13 protein-coding genes, 1 rRNA gene and 1 pseudogene are annotated in these 18,279 nt (G+C 72.8%); 9 read left to right on the top strand and 6 right to left on the bottom strand.

Annotation, left to right across the window (positions count from 1 at the left end):
• The first annotated feature begins 83 nt into the window (after positions 1-83).
• Positions 84-200: ribosomal RNA gene (gene rrf / locus DEH69_RS06280) — 5S ribosomal RNA — on the top strand.
• Positions 201-284: 84 nt separating this feature from the next.
• Here the strand turns inward: rrf and DEH69_RS06275 are convergent.
• Genes DEH69_RS06275 through DEH69_RS06255 form a run of 5 tightly spaced genes read right to left on the bottom strand, consistent with a single transcriptional unit; the run spans position 285 to position 5,736 of the window.
• Complete coding sequence (locus tag DEH69_RS06275) at positions 285-1,592, bottom strand: DUF58 domain-containing protein (protein WP_113685869.1); 1,308 nt, start codon at positions 1,590-1,592, stop codon at positions 285-287.
• Positions 1,592-2,557 carry a MoxR family ATPase gene (locus DEH69_RS06270; RefSeq protein WP_113685868.1) on the bottom strand — a complete coding sequence of 322 codons (966 nt, stop codon included), beginning with the start codon at positions 2,555-2,557 and terminating at the stop codon, positions 1,592-1,594. The genes DEH69_RS06275 and DEH69_RS06270 overlap by 1 nt, the downstream gene beginning before the upstream one ends.
• Complete coding sequence (locus tag DEH69_RS06265; RefSeq protein WP_113685867.1) at positions 2,554-3,822, bottom strand: DUF4350 domain-containing protein; 1,269 nt, start codon at positions 3,820-3,822, stop codon at positions 2,554-2,556. The genes DEH69_RS06270 and DEH69_RS06265 overlap by 4 nt, the downstream gene beginning before the upstream one ends.
• The gene (locus DEH69_RS06260) at positions 3,819-4,487 is read right to left on the bottom strand and encodes a DUF4129 domain-containing protein (protein ID WP_113685866.1); all 669 of its coding nucleotides are present in this window, start codon (positions 4,485-4,487) and stop codon (positions 3,819-3,821) included. The genes DEH69_RS06265 and DEH69_RS06260 overlap by 4 nt, the downstream gene beginning before the upstream one ends.
• A 4-nt stretch (positions 4,488-4,491) precedes the next feature.
• Positions 4,492-5,736, bottom strand: coding sequence for a hypothetical protein (locus tag DEH69_RS06255; RefSeq protein WP_113685865.1), 1,245 nt, complete (start codon positions 5,734-5,736; stop codon positions 4,492-4,494).
• A gap of 152 nt (positions 5,737-5,888) precedes the next feature.
• Here DEH69_RS06255 and mtnA point away from each other — a divergent pair, with 152 nt between their 5' ends.
• From mtnA to DEH69_RS06220, 7 genes and pseudogenes are all read left to right on the top strand, one after another.
• Entirely contained in the window at positions 5,889-6,983 is a 1,095-nt protein-coding gene (mtnA, locus tag DEH69_RS06250) for an S-methyl-5-thioribose-1-phosphate isomerase (protein WP_113685864.1), read from the top strand.
• Positions 6,980-7,657: a two-component system response regulator MtrA gene (gene mtrA / locus DEH69_RS06245; protein WP_086160249.1), complete on the top strand. Its 678-nt coding sequence runs from the start codon at positions 6,980-6,982 to the stop codon at positions 7,655-7,657. Before mtnA ends, mtrA begins: the two co-directional genes overlap by 4 nt.
• A gap of 34 nt (positions 7,658-7,691) precedes the next feature.
• A complete protein-coding gene (gene mtrB, locus DEH69_RS06240) occupies positions 7,692-9,455 on the top strand; it encodes an MtrAB system histidine kinase MtrB (protein WP_309302763.1) in 1,764 nt (587 codons plus the stop codon).
• Positions 9,445-11,259, top strand: coding sequence for an LpqB family beta-propeller domain-containing protein (locus DEH69_RS06235; protein WP_113685863.1), 1,815 nt, complete (start codon positions 9,445-9,447; stop codon positions 11,257-11,259). The genes mtrB and DEH69_RS06235 overlap by 11 nt, the downstream gene beginning before the upstream one ends.
• 118 nt (positions 11,260-11,377) lie before the next feature.
• Positions 11,378-12,109 (top strand): ComF family protein, encoded by a 732-nt coding sequence (locus tag DEH69_RS06230; RefSeq protein WP_113685862.1) that lies wholly within the window; start codon positions 11,378-11,380, stop codon positions 12,107-12,109.
• A gap of 235 nt (positions 12,110-12,344) precedes the next feature.
• Entirely contained in the window at positions 12,345-13,097 is a 753-nt protein-coding gene (gene raiA, locus DEH69_RS06225; protein ID WP_258534474.1) for a ribosome-associated translation inhibitor RaiA, read from the top strand.
• Between the two features lie 219 nt (positions 13,098-13,316).
• Positions 13,317-13,982 (top strand): annotated as a pseudogene (locus tag DEH69_RS06220) (response regulator); the annotation flags it as partial.
• Positions 13,983-14,050: 68 nt separating this feature from the next.
• On the opposite strand, the gene DEH69_RS06215 reads toward DEH69_RS06220, so the two are convergent.
• Positions 14,051-15,250: a winged helix-turn-helix domain-containing protein gene (locus tag DEH69_RS06215; protein ID WP_113685859.1), complete on the bottom strand. Its 1,200-nt coding sequence runs from the start codon at positions 15,248-15,250 to the stop codon at positions 14,051-14,053.
• A gap of 131 nt (positions 15,251-15,381) precedes the next feature.
• Here DEH69_RS06215 and secA point away from each other — a divergent pair, with 131 nt between their 5' ends.
• On the top strand, positions 15,382-18,252 hold the full coding sequence (gene secA, locus DEH69_RS06210; RefSeq protein WP_113685858.1) for a preprotein translocase subunit SecA: 2,871 nt from the start codon (positions 15,382-15,384) through the stop codon (positions 18,250-18,252).
• The last annotated feature ends 27 nt before the right edge of the window (positions 18,253-18,279 follow it).

Here is an 18,279-nt window from a genome sequence, read left to right as displayed (position 1 = left end):
TACTAATAGGCCGAGGGCTTGTCCGCAGATGCTCGCGTCCACTGTGAATTCTTGACTGGCTGGAGACTGTGTTCTCGCAGTGTTCCGGTGGTCATGGCGAGAGGGAAACGCCCGGTTACATTCCGAACCCGGAAGCTAAGCCTCTCTGCGCCGATGGTACTGCATGGGGGACCGTGTGGGAGAGTAGGACACCGCCGGACAATTCTTTGATAAATGGCTGGGGCCCCACAGGAAATCCTGTGGGGCCCCAGCCATTTCTGCTTTCCTCCCGCCGCGCTTTTTCCTTACAGCTTTCCCGCCGCCTTCAGGGCGATATACGCGTCCGCCACCGCGGGGGGCAGCTCCTCGGGACCTGCCTCGACGACCGTCACGCCCAGGCGGCGGAGGCGGTCACCGATCCGTTCGCGTTCCGCCTGGTGCTGCGCGGCCGCCGCCGCCTCGTACACGCCGGGGACGGTGCCCCTGGCCGCCGCCATCTCCGCCACCCTCGGGTCGGCCACGGCGACCACCAGCACCGTGTGGCGATGGGTGAGTTGGGGCAGCACCGGCAGGAGGCCCGACTCGACCGGGGCCGTGTCGAGGCCGGTGAACAGGACGATCAGCGAGCGGCGAGGCGCGGTCGCCAGCGCCGCCGCGGCCATCGCGCGCGTGTCCGTCTCCACCAGCGCGGGCTCGAGACGGGCCATCGCCGCCACCGTCGCGGGCAGCACGTCGCCGCCCGTCCTGCCGCGCACCGATGTACGCGCCACCCGGTCGAAGGCCAGCAGATCCACCCGGTCCCCGGCCTGGGACGCCAGCGCCGTCAGCAGGAGCGCCGCGTCCATCGCCGCGTCGAGGCGCGGCACGTCGCCGACCCGGCCCGCCGACGTGCGGCCCGTGTCCAGGACGAGCAGCAGGTGCCGGTCCCGTTCGGGCCGCCAGGTGCGCACCGCGACCGTGGACTGCCTGGCCGTGGCGCGCCAGTCGATCGAGCGGACGTCGTCGCCCGGCACATAGTCCCGCAGGCTGTCGAACTCCGTGCCCTCGCCCCGCGTCAACAGCGTGGTGCGGCCGTCGAGTTCGCGGAGGCGGGCCAGCTTGCCGGGGAGGTGCTTCCTGCTGGTGAACGGCGGCAGCACCCGCAGCGTCCACGGCACCGCGTGGCTGCCCTGGCGCGCCGCCAGGCCGAGCGGGCCGTGCGAGCGGACCGTGACGCGCACCGGGCGGTGGTCGCCGCGGCGGGTCGGGGCCAGCGACGTGGTCAGCCTGCGGCGTTCCCCCGCCGGGACCGTCAGCCGGTGGCGGGAGGCCGCGAACGAGGTGCCGGGGCGCCAGCTGCTCGGTGGCCACGCGTCGCGCAGCTCCGCGCGCAGCGGTCGGCCCGACGGGTTGGTGACCGTGAGCGTGATCTCCGCGTCCTCGCCGAGGCGCACCGAGGTCGCCCCGGAGCGTTCGACGCGCAGCGAGCGGACCGGGGCCGCGCGGGCCAGGTCGAACAGGACGGCGGCGAGCAGCGGGACGGCGACCGTGAGGATGCCGCCCCACCCGGGCAGCAGGCCCACGACGAGGGCGCCCGCGGCGGCCAGCAGTGCCGTTCGGCCGGAGAGCGCCATCAGCGGGGCACCGGGACGCGGGCCAGCAGGCCGTTGATCACCGCGTCCGCGGTCACGCCCTCCATCTCCGCCTCGGGGCGCGGGCGCACGCGGTGGCGGAGCGTCGGCAGGGCCAGGGCCTTCACATCGTCGGGGATCACATATTCGCGGCCCGAGAGCCAGGCCCATGCGCGGGCCGTGCTCAGCAGGGCCTTCGCGCCGCGCGGCGACGCGCCGAGGGACAGCGAGGGCGACTCGCGGGTGGCGCGGCACAGGTCGACCACATAGCCGGTGACCTCGGGCGAGACGGCGACCTTCGCCACGGCCGCGCGGGCCGACGCCAGCTCGCCGGGGCCCGCGACCGCGCGCACGCCCGCTGTGGCCAGGTCACGCGGGTCGAACCCGGCGGCGTGCCTGGCCAGGACGTCGATCTCCTGGTCGCGGCTCGGCAGCGGCAGGATCAGCTTGACGAGGAAGCGGTCGAGCTGGGCCTCGGGCAGGGGGTAGGTGCCCTCGTACTCGAGGGGGTTCTGCGTGGCGGCGACCATGAACGGGTCGGGCAGCGGGCGCGGGGTGCCCTCGACCGAGACCTGCCGCTCCTCCATCGCCTCGAGGAGCGACGCCTGGGTCTTGGGCGGGGTGCGGTTGATCTCGTCGGCCAGCAGGAGGTTGGTGAAGACCGGGCCCGCCTGGAAGGAGAACTCGGCGGTGCGCGTGTCGTACACGAGCGAGCCCGTGACGTCGCTCGGCATGAGGTCGGGGGTGAACTGGACGCGTTTGGTGTCGAGTTCGAGTGCGGTCGCCAGGGTGCGGATCAGCAGCGTCTTTGCGACGCCCGGCACGCCTTCGAGGAGGACATGGCCCCGGCACAGCAGGGCGACGACCAGCCCTGTGACGGCGGCGTCCTGGCCGACGACGGCCTTGCCGATCTCGCCGCGCAGGGCCTCCAGGGCGGCGTGCGGGCTTTCAGCAGCGGGTGCGGTCACGGGCGGTGGTCCTTGCCTTCGCTCGGAGGGGCGGTGGTCGGGGCGACGCGCCGTTCGATGGCGTCGAGATCGTCGGCCAGCCGGACGAGCGACGGGTCGTCGGGCGGGGGCGGGCCGAACAGCAGGGCGTGCACGGCCTCGGGGCGCTCGCCCGTGTGCGCGGCCACGGCCCGCGGCAGCGTGTCGGGGGCGTGCGCGGCGGCGCTGGGAACGCCGGTGAGGCGTGCGAGGCGGGCGCGCGCGCCGGAGCGCAGGGCCTCGGCCGCGCGGTTCCTGGCACCGGCCTGGTGGTAGAGGCGGGCGCGGCCCTCGGTGGCCTCGGCGGCCCTGACGGTCACGGGCAGGGGCTCGGTGACGACCGGGCCGAGGCGTCGGCCTCGCCAGAGGGCGGCGAGGGCCGCGGCGATGGCGAGCTGGAGCGTGGCCCAGCGCCAGCTGGGATCGAGCAGGTCGAGCAGGCTCTCCTCGCCGCCGGTGCTCGGCGCGTCCTCGGGGGAGGGCAGGTACCACACGAGGTGGGGGCGTTCGCCGAGGAGCTGGAGGGCGAGGGAGGCGTTGCCGTGCTCGTCGAGGTGCTCGTTGAGCAGCGGCTCGTGGGTGCCGAGCAGCACGGTCTCGCCGTCGCCCCCGGCGGGGACGGCGAGGAGGGTCGGCAGCCCCGCGGCGGGGTAGCAGGCGGTGAGCGGGGGGGTGGCGGGGCCGGTGGCGTAGCGGAAGCCGCCGGTGAGGGCGCTGCCCGCGCGGCGGGCCGTGGCGTCGTCGCAGCGGGGGGCGCGCTCCTCGGCGGGAACGGGCTCGGCGGCGGTGACGCCCGGGGTGAACGCGTTGAGCGCGGCCTGGCCCGGGGCGAGCAGCACGGTGCGGGCGCCGGGGGCCGTGGCGGTGCGGGCGACGGTGGCGCGGGCGGCGTCGGTGAGGGCTTCGGGGCGGACGACGAGCAGCGTGGAGTCGGGTCCCGTGGCGGCGGCGGCCTCGCGTGCGGTGGTGACGAGAGTGGTGGTGACGCCGCGGTCGGCCAGCAGTTCGGCGATGGCGCGGGCGCCGTCGGGGGTGGCGGCACGGGGGTGGAGGGTGCCGTCCTCGCCCGAGTTGAGGAGGGCGAGGACCAGGCCCGCGGTGATCAGCACGGCGAGGGCGGCGACGAAGCCGCGGGCGCGGCGCCACAGCTGGCGGGCGTCGGGGGAGACGGCGGTGCCCCGGGGCGCGGTCCAGGTCCCTGTCTCGGGGAGGGGCGGGCGGGGCGGGGCGTCGGGGGCCGCGGTCATGGGGCGGTCCAGGTGGTGGTGGCGGCGAGGTCGGGCTTGGCGCGGGCGAGGCGTTCGTCAAGGCCGGCGAGCCTGGCGTAGTCGTCGGGGGCGGCGGGCAGTCCGCCGAAGGTGACGCCGTCGAACGTCGTGGCGGCGGCGCGCAGCTCCGTCGCGAGGCCCGGCAGGGGGCGGGCGGCCTCGGCGGCGGCTTCGTTCGCGGTGCGGCCGGGGCGGGGGTCGAGCAGGGCGCGTTCCTCGAGGGAGCGGACGATGGCGCGCAGCCGCTCCTGGACGGCGGGGGTCCAGTGGGCGGCGTGGGCGTGGCGTTCGGCGGCGGCGCGGTGCTCGTCCGCGGTGCGGGGGCGGTCGGTGAAGAGCGCGCCGGGGGCGGCGGGGCCCCTGGCGTTGCGCACGGTGCCGAGGCGGATGCGGAGGGCGATCAGCAGGGCGATCACCGCGACGGCGATGACCAGCAGGCCGAACCAGCCGCCCGGGGTGCGGAACGCCGCCTCGTCGAGGAAGCCGAAGATCCGGTCCCACACCCAGGACCAGATCCGGCGGACCAGCCCCGGCTCGTGCTCGGTGTAGATCTGGCGGGACAGCTCCCGTTCGGCGTCCTCCTGCGCGGGAACGCGGTCGACGGTGACGGGCGGGACCGGGGGGTCCGCCCATGGCGGCGCCACGGCGTCAGCTTTCCCTGTGGGGGGTGTCCACGCCCGCGGCGCGGGCCAGCTCGATGTCCAGGGCCTCGCGGCGGATGCGCTGGTCGATGTAGAGGAGTGCGGTGACGCCCGCGCTGATGGGCAGGGTGATCGTCGAGGCCAGGACGGCGCCGATGCCGGTGATCGTGAGGTAGGTCCAGGACATGTCGGAGAAGCCGCTGTCGAACATCCCCCCCGCGTCGCCGCCGTCGACGATGCTCGCGATCGCGGAGGCGGGGAACTCCAGGACGCCGCCGACCAGGGTCAGCAGGACGATGACGAGGAGCTGGACGCCGAAGACGCGCCACCAGGAGCCGCTGACCAGCTTGGCGGAGCGGCGCAGGGCCGCGAAGACGCCCTGGCGTTCGAGCATGAGGGCGGGGGCGGCGAGGGAGAGGCGGACCCAGAGCCAGACGGCGAGGACGATGCCGCCGATGACCCCGAGGACCACGAGCGCGGCGCTGCCCGTGACGGCCATGACCAGGGTGGGGACGGCGATGGCGAGGGTGCAGATGAGGGGCACGACCAGGACGACGCCGAGGAGGCGCAGCAGGCGGCTTCTCGAGTCCTGCCACGCCTCGCCGATCGTGACGTCGCGGCCGAGGACGGCGCGGCTGACGACGATGGTGAGCATGGCGGTGGCGAGGACGGAGCCGAGGAGGGTGATGATGCCGGTGACGGAGGCGAACGCGGTCAGCTCGCCGAGGGCGTCGCGCAGCTCCTCGTCGGTGGGGTTGGGGTTGTCCTCGAGGGCGGCGATCCCCGAGGAGTCGCTGAGCCACAGGCGCATGGCGACGGTGCCGACGAGCTGGGTGATGACGGCGATGGCCAGCGCGATGGCCAGCACGGTCCGCCAGTGGGCGCGGGCGGTGGAGACCGCGCCGTCGAGTATCTCGCCGATGCCGAGCGGGCGGAGCGGGATCACGCCGGGCTTGGCGGCGAAGGTGTGCGGGTGCCAGCCGCCCCAGCCCCCCGGCTGGTGCTGCTGGGGGTAGGAGGGGGGTGTCTGGTGCGGCGGCGCCGGCGGTGGGGGCGCGGCGCCCCAGCCCTGGGGGGCGTCCTGGGGCTGGGCTGGCGGGGCTGGCGGGGCTGGGTGGCCAGGCTGGCTCGGCTGCGTCGGCTGCTGACTCGGCTGTGACGAGGGGGAGGGCTGAGTCGGCTGGGAGGATTCAGGCCGGTCGTGCTCCGGGGACGGGGATCCCGGGGAGGTCCAGCCCGGCGTGTCACTCACGGTGTCTCCTTGTTCGCGTCTCGTACGCTTCGCGCCTTTGTCGCCTGTGCTTCCTGGCGCCCATCGTGCCATGGCGCCGGGGGCTGACGCGTCCGTGCGGCCGAAGCGGTCGCTGCCTTCTCTCACCCGCCGCGCCGGGGCAGACTGTGCCAATGGCTGATCACTCTCTCCCCGTCCTGCGCTGGGCGGACCCGCCCGACGGGCCCATGCTGGTCCTGCTCGACCAGCGGCGGCTGCCGACCGCCGAGGTCGAGGTCGTCTGCACCGATGTGCCGGGTCTTGTCGCGGCGATCCAGTCGCTCGCGGTCAGGGGCGCGCCGTTGCTCGGGATCGCGGGCGCGTACGGGATCGCGCTGGCCGCGGCGCGTGGCTATGACGTCGGGGAGGCGGCGCGTTCGTTGACCGCTGCCCGTCCGACCGCGGTGAACCTGGCGTACGGCGTGGAGCGCGCCGTCGCGGCGCACCGGGCGACGGGGGGTAACGGGCCCGCGGCGGCAGCGGCGGCGTTGGCGGAGGCCAGGGCGCTGCACCGGGAGGACGCGGTGGCGAGCGAGCGGATGGCGGAGCTCGGCCTGGCGCTGCTCGGGGAGCTGCTGCCGGGTGGCGGATACCGGCTGCTGACCCACTGCAACACCGGTGCGCTGGTGTCGGGGGGGCACGGGACGGCGTTCGCGGTGGTGCGGGCGGCGCATCGCGCAGGGGAGCTGCGGCGGCTGTGGGTGGACGAGACGCGTCCGCTGCTCCAGGGCGCGCGGCTGACGGCGTGGGAGGCGGCGCGCGAGGAGATGTCGTACGCCGTGCTGGCGGACGCGGCGGCGGGGTCGTTGTTCGCGGCGGGCGAGGTGGACGCGGTGCTGATCGGGGCGGACCGGATCGCGGCGGACGGCTCGGTGGCCAACAAGGTGGGGAGCTATCCGCTCGCGGTGCTCGCGCGCCACCACGATGTCCCGTTCGTGGTGGTGGCGCCGGTGAGTACGGTGGATCCGGGGGCGGCGGACGCGGGGGCGATCCCGATTGAGCAGCGCCCTGGGCACGAGGTGACGGACATCGGCCCCGGGGTGCCGGTGGCGCCGGTGGGGGCGCAGGCGTACAACCCCGCGTTCGACGTGACTCCGGCGGGACTTGTCACCGCGATCGTGACCGAGCGCGGCGTAGTCTCGCCGGTGGACGGGGGAAACCTTGCCGCCGTGTGTTCTGGATCACGTTCGGTCGGGGCGGGAAAGGGCGATGGGATGATGAAGGCATGAAGGGACGTGTACTCGTCGTCGATGACGACACCGCGCTGGCGGAAATGCTGGGCATCGTGCTGCGCGGGGAGGGCTTCGAGCCGTCGTTCGTCGCCGATGGGGACAAGGCGCTTGCCGCCTTCCGCGAGATCAAGCCGGATCTGGTGCTGCTCGATCTGATGCTGCCGGGGCGGGACGGCATCGAGGTGTGCCGTCTGATCCGTGGTGAGTCCGGCGTGCCGATCGTCATGCTGACCGCGAAGAGCGACACGGTCGACGTGGTGGTGGGCCTGGAGTCGGGGGCTGACGACTACATCGTCAAGCCGTTCAAGCCGAAGGAGCTGATCGCCAGGATCCGGGCGCGGCTGCGGCGTTCGGAGGAGCCAGCGCCCGAGCAGCTGGCCATCGGGGACCTGGTGATCGACGTGGCGGGGCACTCGGTGAAGCGGGGCAGCCAGACGATCTCGCTGACGCCGCTTGAGTTCGACCTGCTGGTGGCGCTCGCGCGCAAGCCGTGGCAGGTGTTCACCCGTGAGGTGCTGCTCGAGCAGGTGTGGGGGTATCGGCACGCGGCCGACACCCGGCTGGTGAACGTCCATGTGCAGCGGCTGCGTTCCAAGGTGGAGAAGGATCCCGAGCGTCCCGAGATCGTGGTGACCGTGCGCGGCGTCGGATACAAGGCCGGGTCAAGCTGAGGTGACCGACCGGGTGTGGTGGCAGAGCCCCCGGCTGCTGTCGGAAGGAGCGACAGGCAGCCGGGCGCAGCCCGCTATCCGGATCTTCGGGCGCTGGGCCCGGGGGCCGCTGCTCTCGGTGATGCGGCTGTGGCGCAGGAACATCCAGCTGCGCGTGGTGGCCAGCACGCTGCTGCTTTCGATGGCCGTGGTGCTGGTGCTCGGTGTGGTGGTGATCGGCCAGGTGCGCAACGGGCTGCTCGAGGCCAAGCGGCAGACGGCGCAGAGCCAGGCCGACGGGGGCTTCCAGGTGGCGCGGGAGCGGGCGACTGTGGACGCGAGCGAGGCGGGGGCGGTGCTCTCGGTCGACGCGGCGACGTGGTCGACCGAGGTGGTGCAGCAGCTGGCGAGCGGTGGGCAGGGCGTGTTCTCGGTGGTGGCGCTGCCGTCGGAGCTCTCGCCCGCGTTCGCGGGGGACACGGGGTTCGCGCCGCGGGGGCCGCGGGTGTCCTCGGCGGTGGACACCGATCTGAGCATCTCGGAGGGGATGCGGGAGGCGGTGGACGACGACCGGGCGACGCAGCGGCAGTACGGGACGATCGTGCGCACGGACGGGACGTCCGAGGCGGGGCTGATCATCGGCAAGCGGATGACCGATGTGGCGGGGAATCCGTATCAGCTGTACTACCTGTTCCCGTTCACGCAGGAGGAGAAGTCGCTCAGCCTGGTCACGGGCACGCTCGCGACGGCGGGGGTCTTCCTGGTGGCGCTGCTCGGGGCGATCGCGTGGTTGGTGGTACGGCAGGTGGTCACGCCGGTGCGGATGGCGGCGGGGATCGCGGAGCGGCTTGCGGCGGGGCGGCTCCAGGAGCGCATGAAGGTGAGCGGCGAGGACGACATCGCGCGGCTCGGGGAATCGTTCAACAAAATGGCACGCAACCTCCAGAAGCAGATCCAGCAGCTGGAGGAGCTGTCGCGGATGCAGCGGCGTTTCGTCTCCGACGTCTCGCACGAGCTGCGGACGCCGCTGACGACGGTGCGGATGGCGGCGGACGTCATCCACGAGGCGCGCGGGGAGTTCGACCCGGCGACGGCGCGGTCGGCTGAGCTGCTGCTGAGCCAGCTCGACCGCTTCGAGCTGCTGCTCGCTGACCTGCTGGAGATCAGCAGGTTCGACGCGGGTGCCGCGGTGCTCGAGGCGGAGGCGACGGACCTGCGGGACGTGGTGCACCGGGTCGTCGAGAGCTTCGAGTCGCTGGCCGAGCGGCGCGGCGGGCGGCTGCTGGTACGCGGGGACGCCAGGCCGATCGTGGCCGAGGTGGACGCGCGGCGCATCGAACGCGTCGTGCGCAACCTCGTCGTCAACGCCATCGAGCACGGCGAGGGCCGCGACGTGGTGGTCAAGCTCGCCGTCGCGGCGGACGGCGGCGCGGTGGCGATCGCGGTGCGGGACTACGGGATCGGGCTGCGGCCCGGCGAGGTGGACCAGGTGTTCAGCCGCTTCTGGCGCGCGGACCCGGCGAGGGCGCGGACCACGGGCGGCACGGGCCTCGGCCTGTCGATCGCCGTGGAGGACGCGCACCTGCACGGCGGGCGCCTCGAGGCGTGGGGCGAGCCAGGCGGTGGGGCGCAGTTCCGGCTGACGCTGCCCGCCACGGCCGGGGGCGCGCTGCGCGGCTCGCCGCTGCCGCTCGAGCCGGGTGACTCGCGGGCGCGACGGGGGCGGGGCGTTCCGGCGCCCGCGCGGTCCGGGTCCGCGGTGGCCGCGGCGGCGGCCGAGCCGAGCGAGCCGAGCGCGAGGGGCGGGCATGGGGACTGACCGGATACGGCGGCGGGCGGCGGCCGGACTGCTGTCCGCGGGGCTGCTGCTGACGGGCTGCGCTTCGATGCCGGACAGCGGCCCTGTGCAGTCCGTCGACTCGTCGGAGGCGTCGGACGCCGACGCGCAGGTGCTGGTGTACGGGGTGCCGCCCGAGGAGGGCATGCTGCCGCAGCAGATCGTGCGGGGCTTCCTCGAGGCGGTGACGAGCGACGACCCCGACTACGAGATGGCCAAGCGGTATCTGACGCCGCGGGGCGCGGAGGAGTGGGACCCGTTCTTCAGCACGACGGTGCTGGCGTCGGGGCCGCGGCTGAGCGGGCCCGCGGGGGAGGGCGAACGCGTCGAGCTGAGCGGGCTGCGCCTTGCCACGGTGGACGGGGCGCACGGGTACGACCCGCGGGCGGGCACGTACACGGCGTCGTTCGAGCTGGAGCAGGTGGACGGGGAGTGGCGCATCGACGCGCTGCCCGACGGGGTCGTGATGGGGGAGGCGGACTTCCGCAGGATCTACCGCTCCGCCGACACGTTCTATTACGCGGATCTGGGCGGGGAGTGGGGGCGGCCCGCGGATGAGACGGATGTGCTCGTTCCCGATCCGGTCTATGTGCGCAGCCGGATCGATCCGGTGCGGGATGTGATCGAGGCGCTGCTCGACGGGCCGAGCGAGTGGCAGGCTCCCGTGGTGTCGACGATGTTCCCCGACGGGGCGGCGCTCGCGGACGGGCAGCGGCCCGCCATCGACGACTCGGGGCGGCTGACGGTGCGCCTGACGGGCGTTCCCGAGGGCTGGTCGCGCGACAGCTGTGAGCGCATGGCGAGCCAGCTGCTGCACACGGTGCGGGATCTGGCGTCGGCCGAGGTGACGGAGGTGCGGCTGCGGACGGAGTCGGGGGCGTCGCTGTGCGGCCTCGACGACGCGGCGGCGCAGGAGACGGCGCCAGGCGCGCTGGACGGCGAGGTCAGCCGCGCGTACTTCCTCGGCGAGACGGGGCGGCTGACGTCGCTCGCGCAGCGGGACGGCACGTCGCGGCCGGTGAGCGGCGCGTTCGGCGACGAGAACGCCGGGCTGCGCAGCGCCGCGGTGAGCAGGGACGGCGACCTGGCCGCCGGGGTGAGCGCGGACGGGTCCGTCCTTGACATCGCCCCGCTCGGCGCGGGCGGCACCAGGGAGACGGCGCTGACCAGCGACTCCTCCGGGGAGAACGCGGGGCTGAGCGCGCCGAGCTGGGACGGACTCGGCGACCTGTGGGTGGCCGACCGCGACCCCGACGCCCCGCGGCTGCTGCGGCTGACGGGCGGCGAGGGCGCGGCGCGGGAGATCCCGGTGCAGGGGCTCGCGCCCGGCGAGCGGATCCAGGCGGTGCGCGTCGCGCCCGACGGGGTGCGGATCGTGGCGCTGGTCAGCGACGGCGAGGCCACGTCGCTCCAGATGGGGCGGGTCGAACGCACCAGCGGCCCCGAGGGCGAGACGGTGCGGGTGGCGGCGCTGCGCGAGGTGGCGCCGCGGCTTGTGGACGTCGTGGCGGTGTCCTGGGCGGGCAGCAGCACGCTGGTCGTGGTGGGGCGGCCCGCGGACGGCGTTCAGCAGGTGCAGTATCTGGCGATCGACGGGTCGTCGACGAACCTCCCGACCGTGCCCGGGCTCAATCAGGTGGTCGAGGTGGCCGCGTCGGAGGACTCCGAGCAGCCGCTGCTCGCGCAGATCGACGCGGGCATCGTGCGGCTCGACCGGGACGACCCGGAGTGGAAGCTCGTGTTGGACGGCGGGGCCGAGGGGTACGCGCCGGTCTACCCCGGCTGATCCCTCCTTGCCGAGTGTGTCCTTCTGTGTGGAGTGTGTCCCAAACCTGACTTTCGGCGGGAATCTTCCTTACTTTCGGGGGTGGGGGCGCCGGGGGGCGGTGGGGGAACGTGGGGGCATGCGTGAGTGGTGGCGCGAGCTGGGCTCGCTGATGTTGCCGACGGCCTGTGCGGGCTGCGGCGTGGGGTGGGGCGTGCTGTGCGCGGCCTGCCGTGAGCTGCTGTGGGCCCGGCCCGCGCGGCGGGTGTGGCCGGTGCCCGAGCCAGCGGGCCTTCCCGCGGTGTACGCCGTGGCGGAGTACGCCGACGAGGCGCGGGCGATGCTGCTCGCGCACAAGGAGCGGGGGATGCTCGGGCTTGCGGGGCCGCTGGGGCGAGGGCTGGCTGCGGGGGTGCGCGCGGCCGTGGCGGGTGGGCCGAGGGGGAGTCCGGGCGGTGCGCTTGGCGGTGCGCTTGGCGGTGCGTCGGGCGAGGTGATCGGTCTGGTGCCGGTGCCCTCGGCGCGGGCGGCGGTGGCGCGGCGGGGGCATGATCCGGTGCGGCGGCTGGCGATGGCGGCGGCCGGGTGGCTGCGGCGCGAGGGCCGGGCGGTGCGGGTCGCCCGGGCGTTGCGGCAGTGCCGTCCGGTGGCGGACCAGGCGGGGCTGACGGCCGGGCAGCGGGTGGCCAATCTCGCGGGGGCGCTCACGGTGCGGTCAGGGGCGTTGACGCCGGGCGAGCGTGTGGTGCTCGTGGACGATGTGCTGACCACCGGCGCCTCGCTGGTCGAGGCGGCGCGCGCGGTGCGGTCGGCCGGTGGTCTGCCGCTGGGCGCCGCGGTGATCGCGGGTCCCCCGATGGGGTGGATGTGACCTACGTGTGGGTAGGGGTGCCCTTGAGAGGGTCGGCGGAGTACGTTCGAAGAAGAAGCTCGCCGCGAGTCCGGCATAACTGGATATGGATCGCTTTCCGCGATTGTTCGACTTCGGATCTCCCTATCTGAATGTCAGGTGGATGTTTACCGTCTTCCCGGGGGAGAAGGAGGTGAAAGTCGGTACCCCGACGTAACCCCCAGGGCCGCCGTGGACACCGGCGGTTCCGGTTCCAGTGCGCGAAGGAGGGGCCCCGTCACCGCCGACGGGACCATCCGGAACGGAGTTCAGCGTGGACATCGTCGTCAAGGGCCGTAAGACAGAGGTGCCGGAGCGATTCCGCCGGCACGTGGCCGAGAAGCTCAAGCTGGACAAGATCCAGAGAATCGACGGCAAGGTCACCCGCCTCGATGTGGAAGTGTCCAAGGAGCACAACCCCCGTCAGGCGGACCGCTCGGACCGGGTCGAGATCACGCTGCGGCACCGAGGGCCCGTGGTGCGGGCCGAGGCGTCGGCGGCGGATCCCTATGGGGCGCTCGACCTGGCGGTCGAGAAGCTGGAGTCCCGGCTGCGTCGCCAGCACGACAAGCGCAGGTGCCGCCGCGGCCGGGATCGCATCCCGGCCAGCGAGGTGGCCGCGGTGGTGCGCGACGCCGCCCCGTTGAACGGCGGGGCTCAGCCGGAGCCCGCGCTGCCCGAGCCCGCCGCGCCGCCGGTCAGGCGGGTGGGCTCGGTCGTGGTCGAGGGGGACGGGCCATTGGTGGTGCGCGAGAAGACCCACAGGGCCGCGCCGATGACGCTCGAACAGGCGCTGTATGAGATGGAGTTGGTCGGTCACGACTTCTATCTCTTCGTCGATGCCGAGACCAAGCAGCCCAGCGTCGTCTACCGCAGGCACGCCTATGACTACGGCGTGATCCACCTCGGGCCCGACGCCCTGGCGGGGGACGCGTCACCCGAGGAGGCCGGAGGCGCCCTGGGGGCCTGAGCGCGCGTACCCGCACCCGTACGCGCGGCACACGGATCGGCACCCCGGGGCCCGATCGTGGATCCGGCCCGGGGTGCCGCCATGGAATCATGGGGTCGCCGATTGTGGCAGTCGCGTATCGACCGGCAAGGGGGAGGAACGATGGTGGACGCCTTCGGGCCCACGATGTCCCAGGGGCCGCACCGCGTGCAGCGCGTGGTCCCGGTGCGGGAGCAGCGGGAGCCCATCAGGGTGTTGGTGGTGGACGATCACGAGCTGTTCCGGCGGGGCCTTGAGATTGTGCTGGCCCAGGAGGAGGACATCCAGGTCATCGGCGAGGCGGGGGACGGAGCCGAGGCCGTGGAGAAGGCCGCCGACCTGCTGCCCGACATCGTGCTGATGGATGTGCGGATGCCCCGGCGCGGGGGGATCGAGGCATGCACCTCCATCAAGGAGGTGGCCCCCAGCGCGCGGATCATCATGCTGACGATCAGCGACGAGGAGGCCGACCTCTACGACGCCATCAAGGCCGGGGCCACCGGCTATCTCCTCAAGGAGATCTCCACCGACGAGGTCACCGCGGCGATCCGCGCCGTGGCCGACGGGCAGTCGCAGATCAGCCCCTCGATGGCGGCCAAGCTGCTCACGGAGTTCAAGTCGCTGATCCAGCGCACCGACGAGCGGCGCCTCGTGCCCGCGCCGAAGCTGACCGACCGCGAGCTGGAGGTGCTCAAGCTCGTCGCCACAGGGAAGAACAACCGAGACATCGCCAAGGACCTGTTCATCAGCGAGAACACCGTGAAGAACCATGTGCGCAACATCCTGGAGAAGCTTCAGCTGCATTCCCGGATGGAGGCCGTGGTCTACGCGATGCGCGAGAAGATCCTGGACCTCGAGAGCGGCTGAGCCGCCCCCTCACCCCGCCCTCTCACCCCCTCACCGCGCGCCCGGATCGCCACGATCCTCTGCCCTTCTCAGATCTCCACCCGGCTCACCGCGTCGGTCAGCGGGCCGCGCAGCTCGTCGGGCGTCGTCCGCTCGATCCTTATCCGGTCGCACCCCACCCAGCGGGCGGCCTCGGCAAGCGCCACCGCCATGGCAGGGACGGCCGCGACGGCCTTGACCTGACCCGCCTCGAACGCCGCGTGCCTGGCCACCAGCGTGCTGCCCTCGCGGGCCGGATCCACCCGGCCGAGCAGCCTGCCGCCCGACAGCAGCGGCATCGAGAAGTACCCGTAGATCCGCTTGGGCGCGGGCACATACGCCTCGAGCCTGTGGACGAAGCCGAAGATCCGCTCCGTACGCGGCCGGTCCCAGATCAGGGAGTCGAACGGCGAGAGCAGCGTGGTCCGATGGCGCCCCCGCGGCGGCGTCGCCAGCGCGGCCGGGTCGGCCCAGGCCCGCGGCCGGTCACCGCTCCCCGACACCCACCCCTCGACCTCCACCGGCACAAGACCGGTCTCCTCGATGACCGACTCCACCTGTGCCCCGGTCAGCCGGTGGTAGTCCGCCAGGTCCGCCCTGGTGGCCACCCCCATCGCCGCGCCCGCCTGGGCGACCAGCCTGCGCAGGCACTCGTGGTCGTCGAGGTCGTCGTGGAACAGCTCGGCGGGGACGGCCCGTTCGGCGAGGTCGTACACCCGCTTCCAGCCGCGCCGCTCGGTGCACACCACCTCGCCGTAGGTGAGCGCGCGCTCGACGGCGATCTTGATGTCGCTCCAGTCCCACCAGATGCCGCCCTTCTTCGCGCCGCCCAGCTCGGTCGCGGTGAGCGGCCCCTCGTCGCGGAGCCTGGCGATCACCTTGTCGTAGGCGGTGGGTGACAGCTCGGCGTGCCAGCGCTCGCGGGCCCGGTACGCGCGGCGCCGGAAGGAGAACAGCGGCCACTCCTCGATCGGCAGGATGCACGCGGCGTGCGACCAGTACTCGAAGGAGCGGCCGCCCGCCCAGTACGCGTCCTCGACGGCCGACCTGTCGATCGCGCCGAGGCGGGCGTACGGCAGCAGCTCGTGCGAGCGCGCCAGCACCGAGATCGTGTCCAGCTGGATCGCGCCGAGCCGGCGCAGCACCCCCCGGACTCCGGCCCTCCGGTCGGGCGCCCCGAGGAGCCCCTGGGCGCGCAGCGCGATCCGGCGGGCCTCGTCGGCGGACAGGTGCGAGAGTGCGGCAGTCATGCGGAGGATCGTAGAGCCGACCACTGACACTGCCACCGGCGCTCGCATACCATGGCCGATGCGGCGGGGCCATCCGCTGTGCCCGCGCTTCCCAACCGCGCCAGGCCCGACCGGCAAGGAGACCAGCCCTCGTGTCCGTCTTCAACAAGATCATGCGTGCAGGCGAAGGCAAGATCCTGCGCAGGTTGCAACGCATCGCGAACCAGGTGAACTCCATCGAAGAGGACTTCGTTGATCTCACCGACGCGGAGCTGAGGGCGCTCACGGACGAGTACAGGGAACGCTTCGCCGAGGGCGAGTCCCTGGACGACCTGCTGCCCGAGGCGTTCGCCACGGTGCGGGAGGCCGCCAAGCGCGTGCTGGGCCAGCGCCACTACGACGTGCAGCTGATGGGCGGGGCGGCGCTGCACCTCGGCTATGTGGCCGAGATGAAGACGGGCGAGGGCAAGACGCTGGCGGGCACGCTGCCCACCTACCTCAACGCGCTGTCGGGCAAGGGCGTTCACCTGATCACTGTCAACGACTACCTGGCGCAGCGTGACTCCGAATGGATGGGCCGCGTCCACCGCTTCCTCGGCCTGACGGTCGGGTGCATCACCGCGGGCATGCCGCCGGCCAAGCGCCGTGAGCAGTACGCCTGTGACATCACGTATGGCACCAACAATGAGTTCGGCTTCGACTACCTCCGGGACAACATGGCCTGGTCGAAGGAGGAGCTGGTCCAGCGCGGCCACAACTACGCGGTCGTGGACGAGGTGGACTCGATCCTCATCGACGAGGCGCGGACTCCGTTGATCATCTCGGGCCCCGCCGACCAGGCCACCAAGTGGTACGCGGACTTCGCCAAGCTGGTGCAGCGCCTGGAGAAGGGCGAGGCGGCCATCCCGACCCGGCAGCAGGCGGAGACCGGCGACTACGACGTCGACGAGAAGAAGCGCACGGTCGCCATCCATGACGCGGGCGTGACCAAGGTCGAGGACTGGCTGGGCATCGACAACCTCTACGAGTCGGTGAACACCCCCCTGGTCGGCTACCTGAACAACGCGATCAAGGCCAAGGAGCTGTACAAGAAGGACAAGGACTACGTCGTCCTCGACGGCGAGGTCGTGATCGTCGACGAGCACACGGGCCGCATCCTGGCGGGCCGCCGCTACAACGAGGGCATGCACCAGGCGATCGAGGCGAAGGAGGGGGTGAAGATCAAGGACGAGAACCAGACGCTCGCCAAGATCACCCTCCAGAACTACTTCCGCCTCTACGACAAGCTCGCGGGCATGACCGGTACGGCGATGACCGAGGCCGCGGAGTTCCACCAGATCTACAAGCTGGGCGTGGTGCCCATCCCAACCAATGTGCCGATGGCGCGCATCGACCGCTCCGACCTCATCTACCGCACGGAGGTCGCGAAGTTCGCGGCCGTGGTGGACGACATCGCGGAGAAGCACGCGTCGGGGCAGCCGGTGCTGGTCGGCACCACCTCGGTCGAGAAGTCGGAGTATCTCTCCCAGCAGCTGAACAAGCGCGGGGTGCGCCACGAGGTGCTCAACGCCAAGAACCACGAGCGCGAGGCCGCGATCGTCGCCAAGGCCGGGCGCAAGGGCGCGGTCACCGTCGCCACCAACATGGCGGGCCGCGGCACCGACATCAAGCTGGGCGGCAACCCCGACGAGATCGCCGAGGGCCAGCTGCGCGGGCAGGGCCTGGACCCGGTGGAGCACGCCGAGGAGTGGGCCGCGGCGCTTCCCGGCGCGCTCGAAGCCGCGGAGAAGGCGGTGCAGGCGGAGTTCGAGGAGGTCAAGGACCTCGGCGGGCTCTATGTCCTGGGCACCGAACGGCACGAGTCGCGCCGCATCGACAACCAGCTGCGCGGCCGGTCCGGGCGTCAGGGCGACCCGGGCGAGTCCCGCTTCTACCTGTCGCTGGGCGACGACCTGATGCGGCTGTTCAAGGCGGCGATGGTCGAGCGCGTGATGTCGATGGCCAACGTGCCCGACGACGTTCCCATCGAGGCCAAGATGGTCACGCGCGCGATCGCCTCCGCCCAGGGCCAGGTCGAGCAGCAGAACTTCGAGATCAGGAAGAACGTCCTCAAGTACGACGAGGTCCTCAACCGGCAGCGTGAGGTCATCTACAGCGAGCGCCACCGGGTGCTCGCGGGCGAGGATCTGCACGAGCAGGTCCGCTTCTTCATGGACGACACGATCGAGGCCTATGTGCGGGCCGAGACCGTGGAGGGCTTCGCCGAGGAATGGGACATGGACCGGCTGTGGGGGGCGTTCAAGCAGCTCTACCCGGTGGGGGCCACGGTCGAGGAGCTTGAGGAGCAGACCGGGGGCAGGGACGGGCTGACCCCTGAGTTCATCGTGGAGTCCATCAAGGAGGACATCCACCAGCGGTACGACAAGCGTGAGGAAGAGCTGGGCTCCGAGGTGATGCGCGAGCTCGAGCGGCGCGTCGTGCTGTCCGTCCTCGACCGCAAGTGGCGTGAGCACCTCTACGAGATGGACTACCTCCAGGAGGGCATCGGCCTGCGGGCGATGGCGCAGCGGGACCCCGTGGTGGAGTTCCAGCGTGAGGGCTTCGACATGTTCACCGCCATGATGGAGGGCATCAAGGAGGAGTCCGTCGGCTATCTGTTCAACCTGGAGGTCCAGGTCGAGCGGCAGGTCGAGCAGGTCCCGGTGCAGGGTGGCGAGAAGGCGGCGCCCGCCGCGGGCAAGCAGGAGGCCCCCCAGGAGGCGGTGCCCGCGGGCGCCGCGCAGGGCGGGGCCCGTCCCGCGATCCGCGCCAAGGGGCTCGAGACCCCCAAGCGCGCCGACCGGCTGCACTTCTCGGCGCCCACCGTGGACGGCGCGGGCGGGGTCGTCGAGGGCGACTTCTCCGCGGGCGACCAGCGGCCCGCGTCCGGGCAGGGCGGCGCCGGGGGTGCGGTCTCCGACGACGGGCTGACCAGGGCCGAGCGCCGCAAGGCGCAGAAGGGCGGCCGCCGCCGCAAGAAGTAGCCGCCACGCGAGGAGCGGTGGCGTCCG

This window comes from Streptomyces sp. PT12, assembly GCF_003311645.1.
In the GTDB taxonomy this organism is placed as follows: Bacteria; Actinomycetota; Actinomycetes; order Streptomycetales; family Streptomycetaceae; genus Streptomyces.
Note: the sequence above shows the minus strand (reverse complement) of the source record. Positions and strands in the feature narration are given on the sequence as shown.

Bases quoted from the DNA above. Each gene is read 5' to 3' on its own strand.
- DEH69_RS06275 (WP_113685869.1), bottom strand. From the start codon at position 1,592: ATGGCGCTCTCCGGCCGAACGGCACTGCTGGCCGCCGCGGGCGCCCTC.
- DEH69_RS06265 (WP_113685867.1), bottom strand. From the start codon at position 3,822: ATGACCGCGGCCCCCGACGCCCCGCCCCGCCCGCCCCTCCCCGAGACA.
- mtnA (WP_113685864.1), top strand. From the start codon at position 5,889: ATGGCTGATCACTCTCTCCCCGTCCTGCGCTGGGCGGACCCGCCCGAC.
- mtrA (WP_086160249.1), top strand. From the start codon at position 6,980: ATGAAGGGACGTGTACTCGTCGTCGATGACGACACCGCGCTGGCGGAA.
- DEH69_RS06235 (WP_113685863.1), top strand. From the start codon at position 9,445: ATGGGGACTGACCGGATACGGCGGCGGGCGGCGGCCGGACTGCTGTCC.
- DEH69_RS06230 (WP_113685862.1), top strand. From the start codon at position 11,378: ATGCGTGAGTGGTGGCGCGAGCTGGGCTCGCTGATGTTGCCGACGGCC.
- DEH69_RS06215 (WP_113685859.1), bottom strand. From the start codon at position 15,250: ATGACTGCCGCACTCTCGCACCTGTCCGCCGACGAGGCCCGCCGGATC.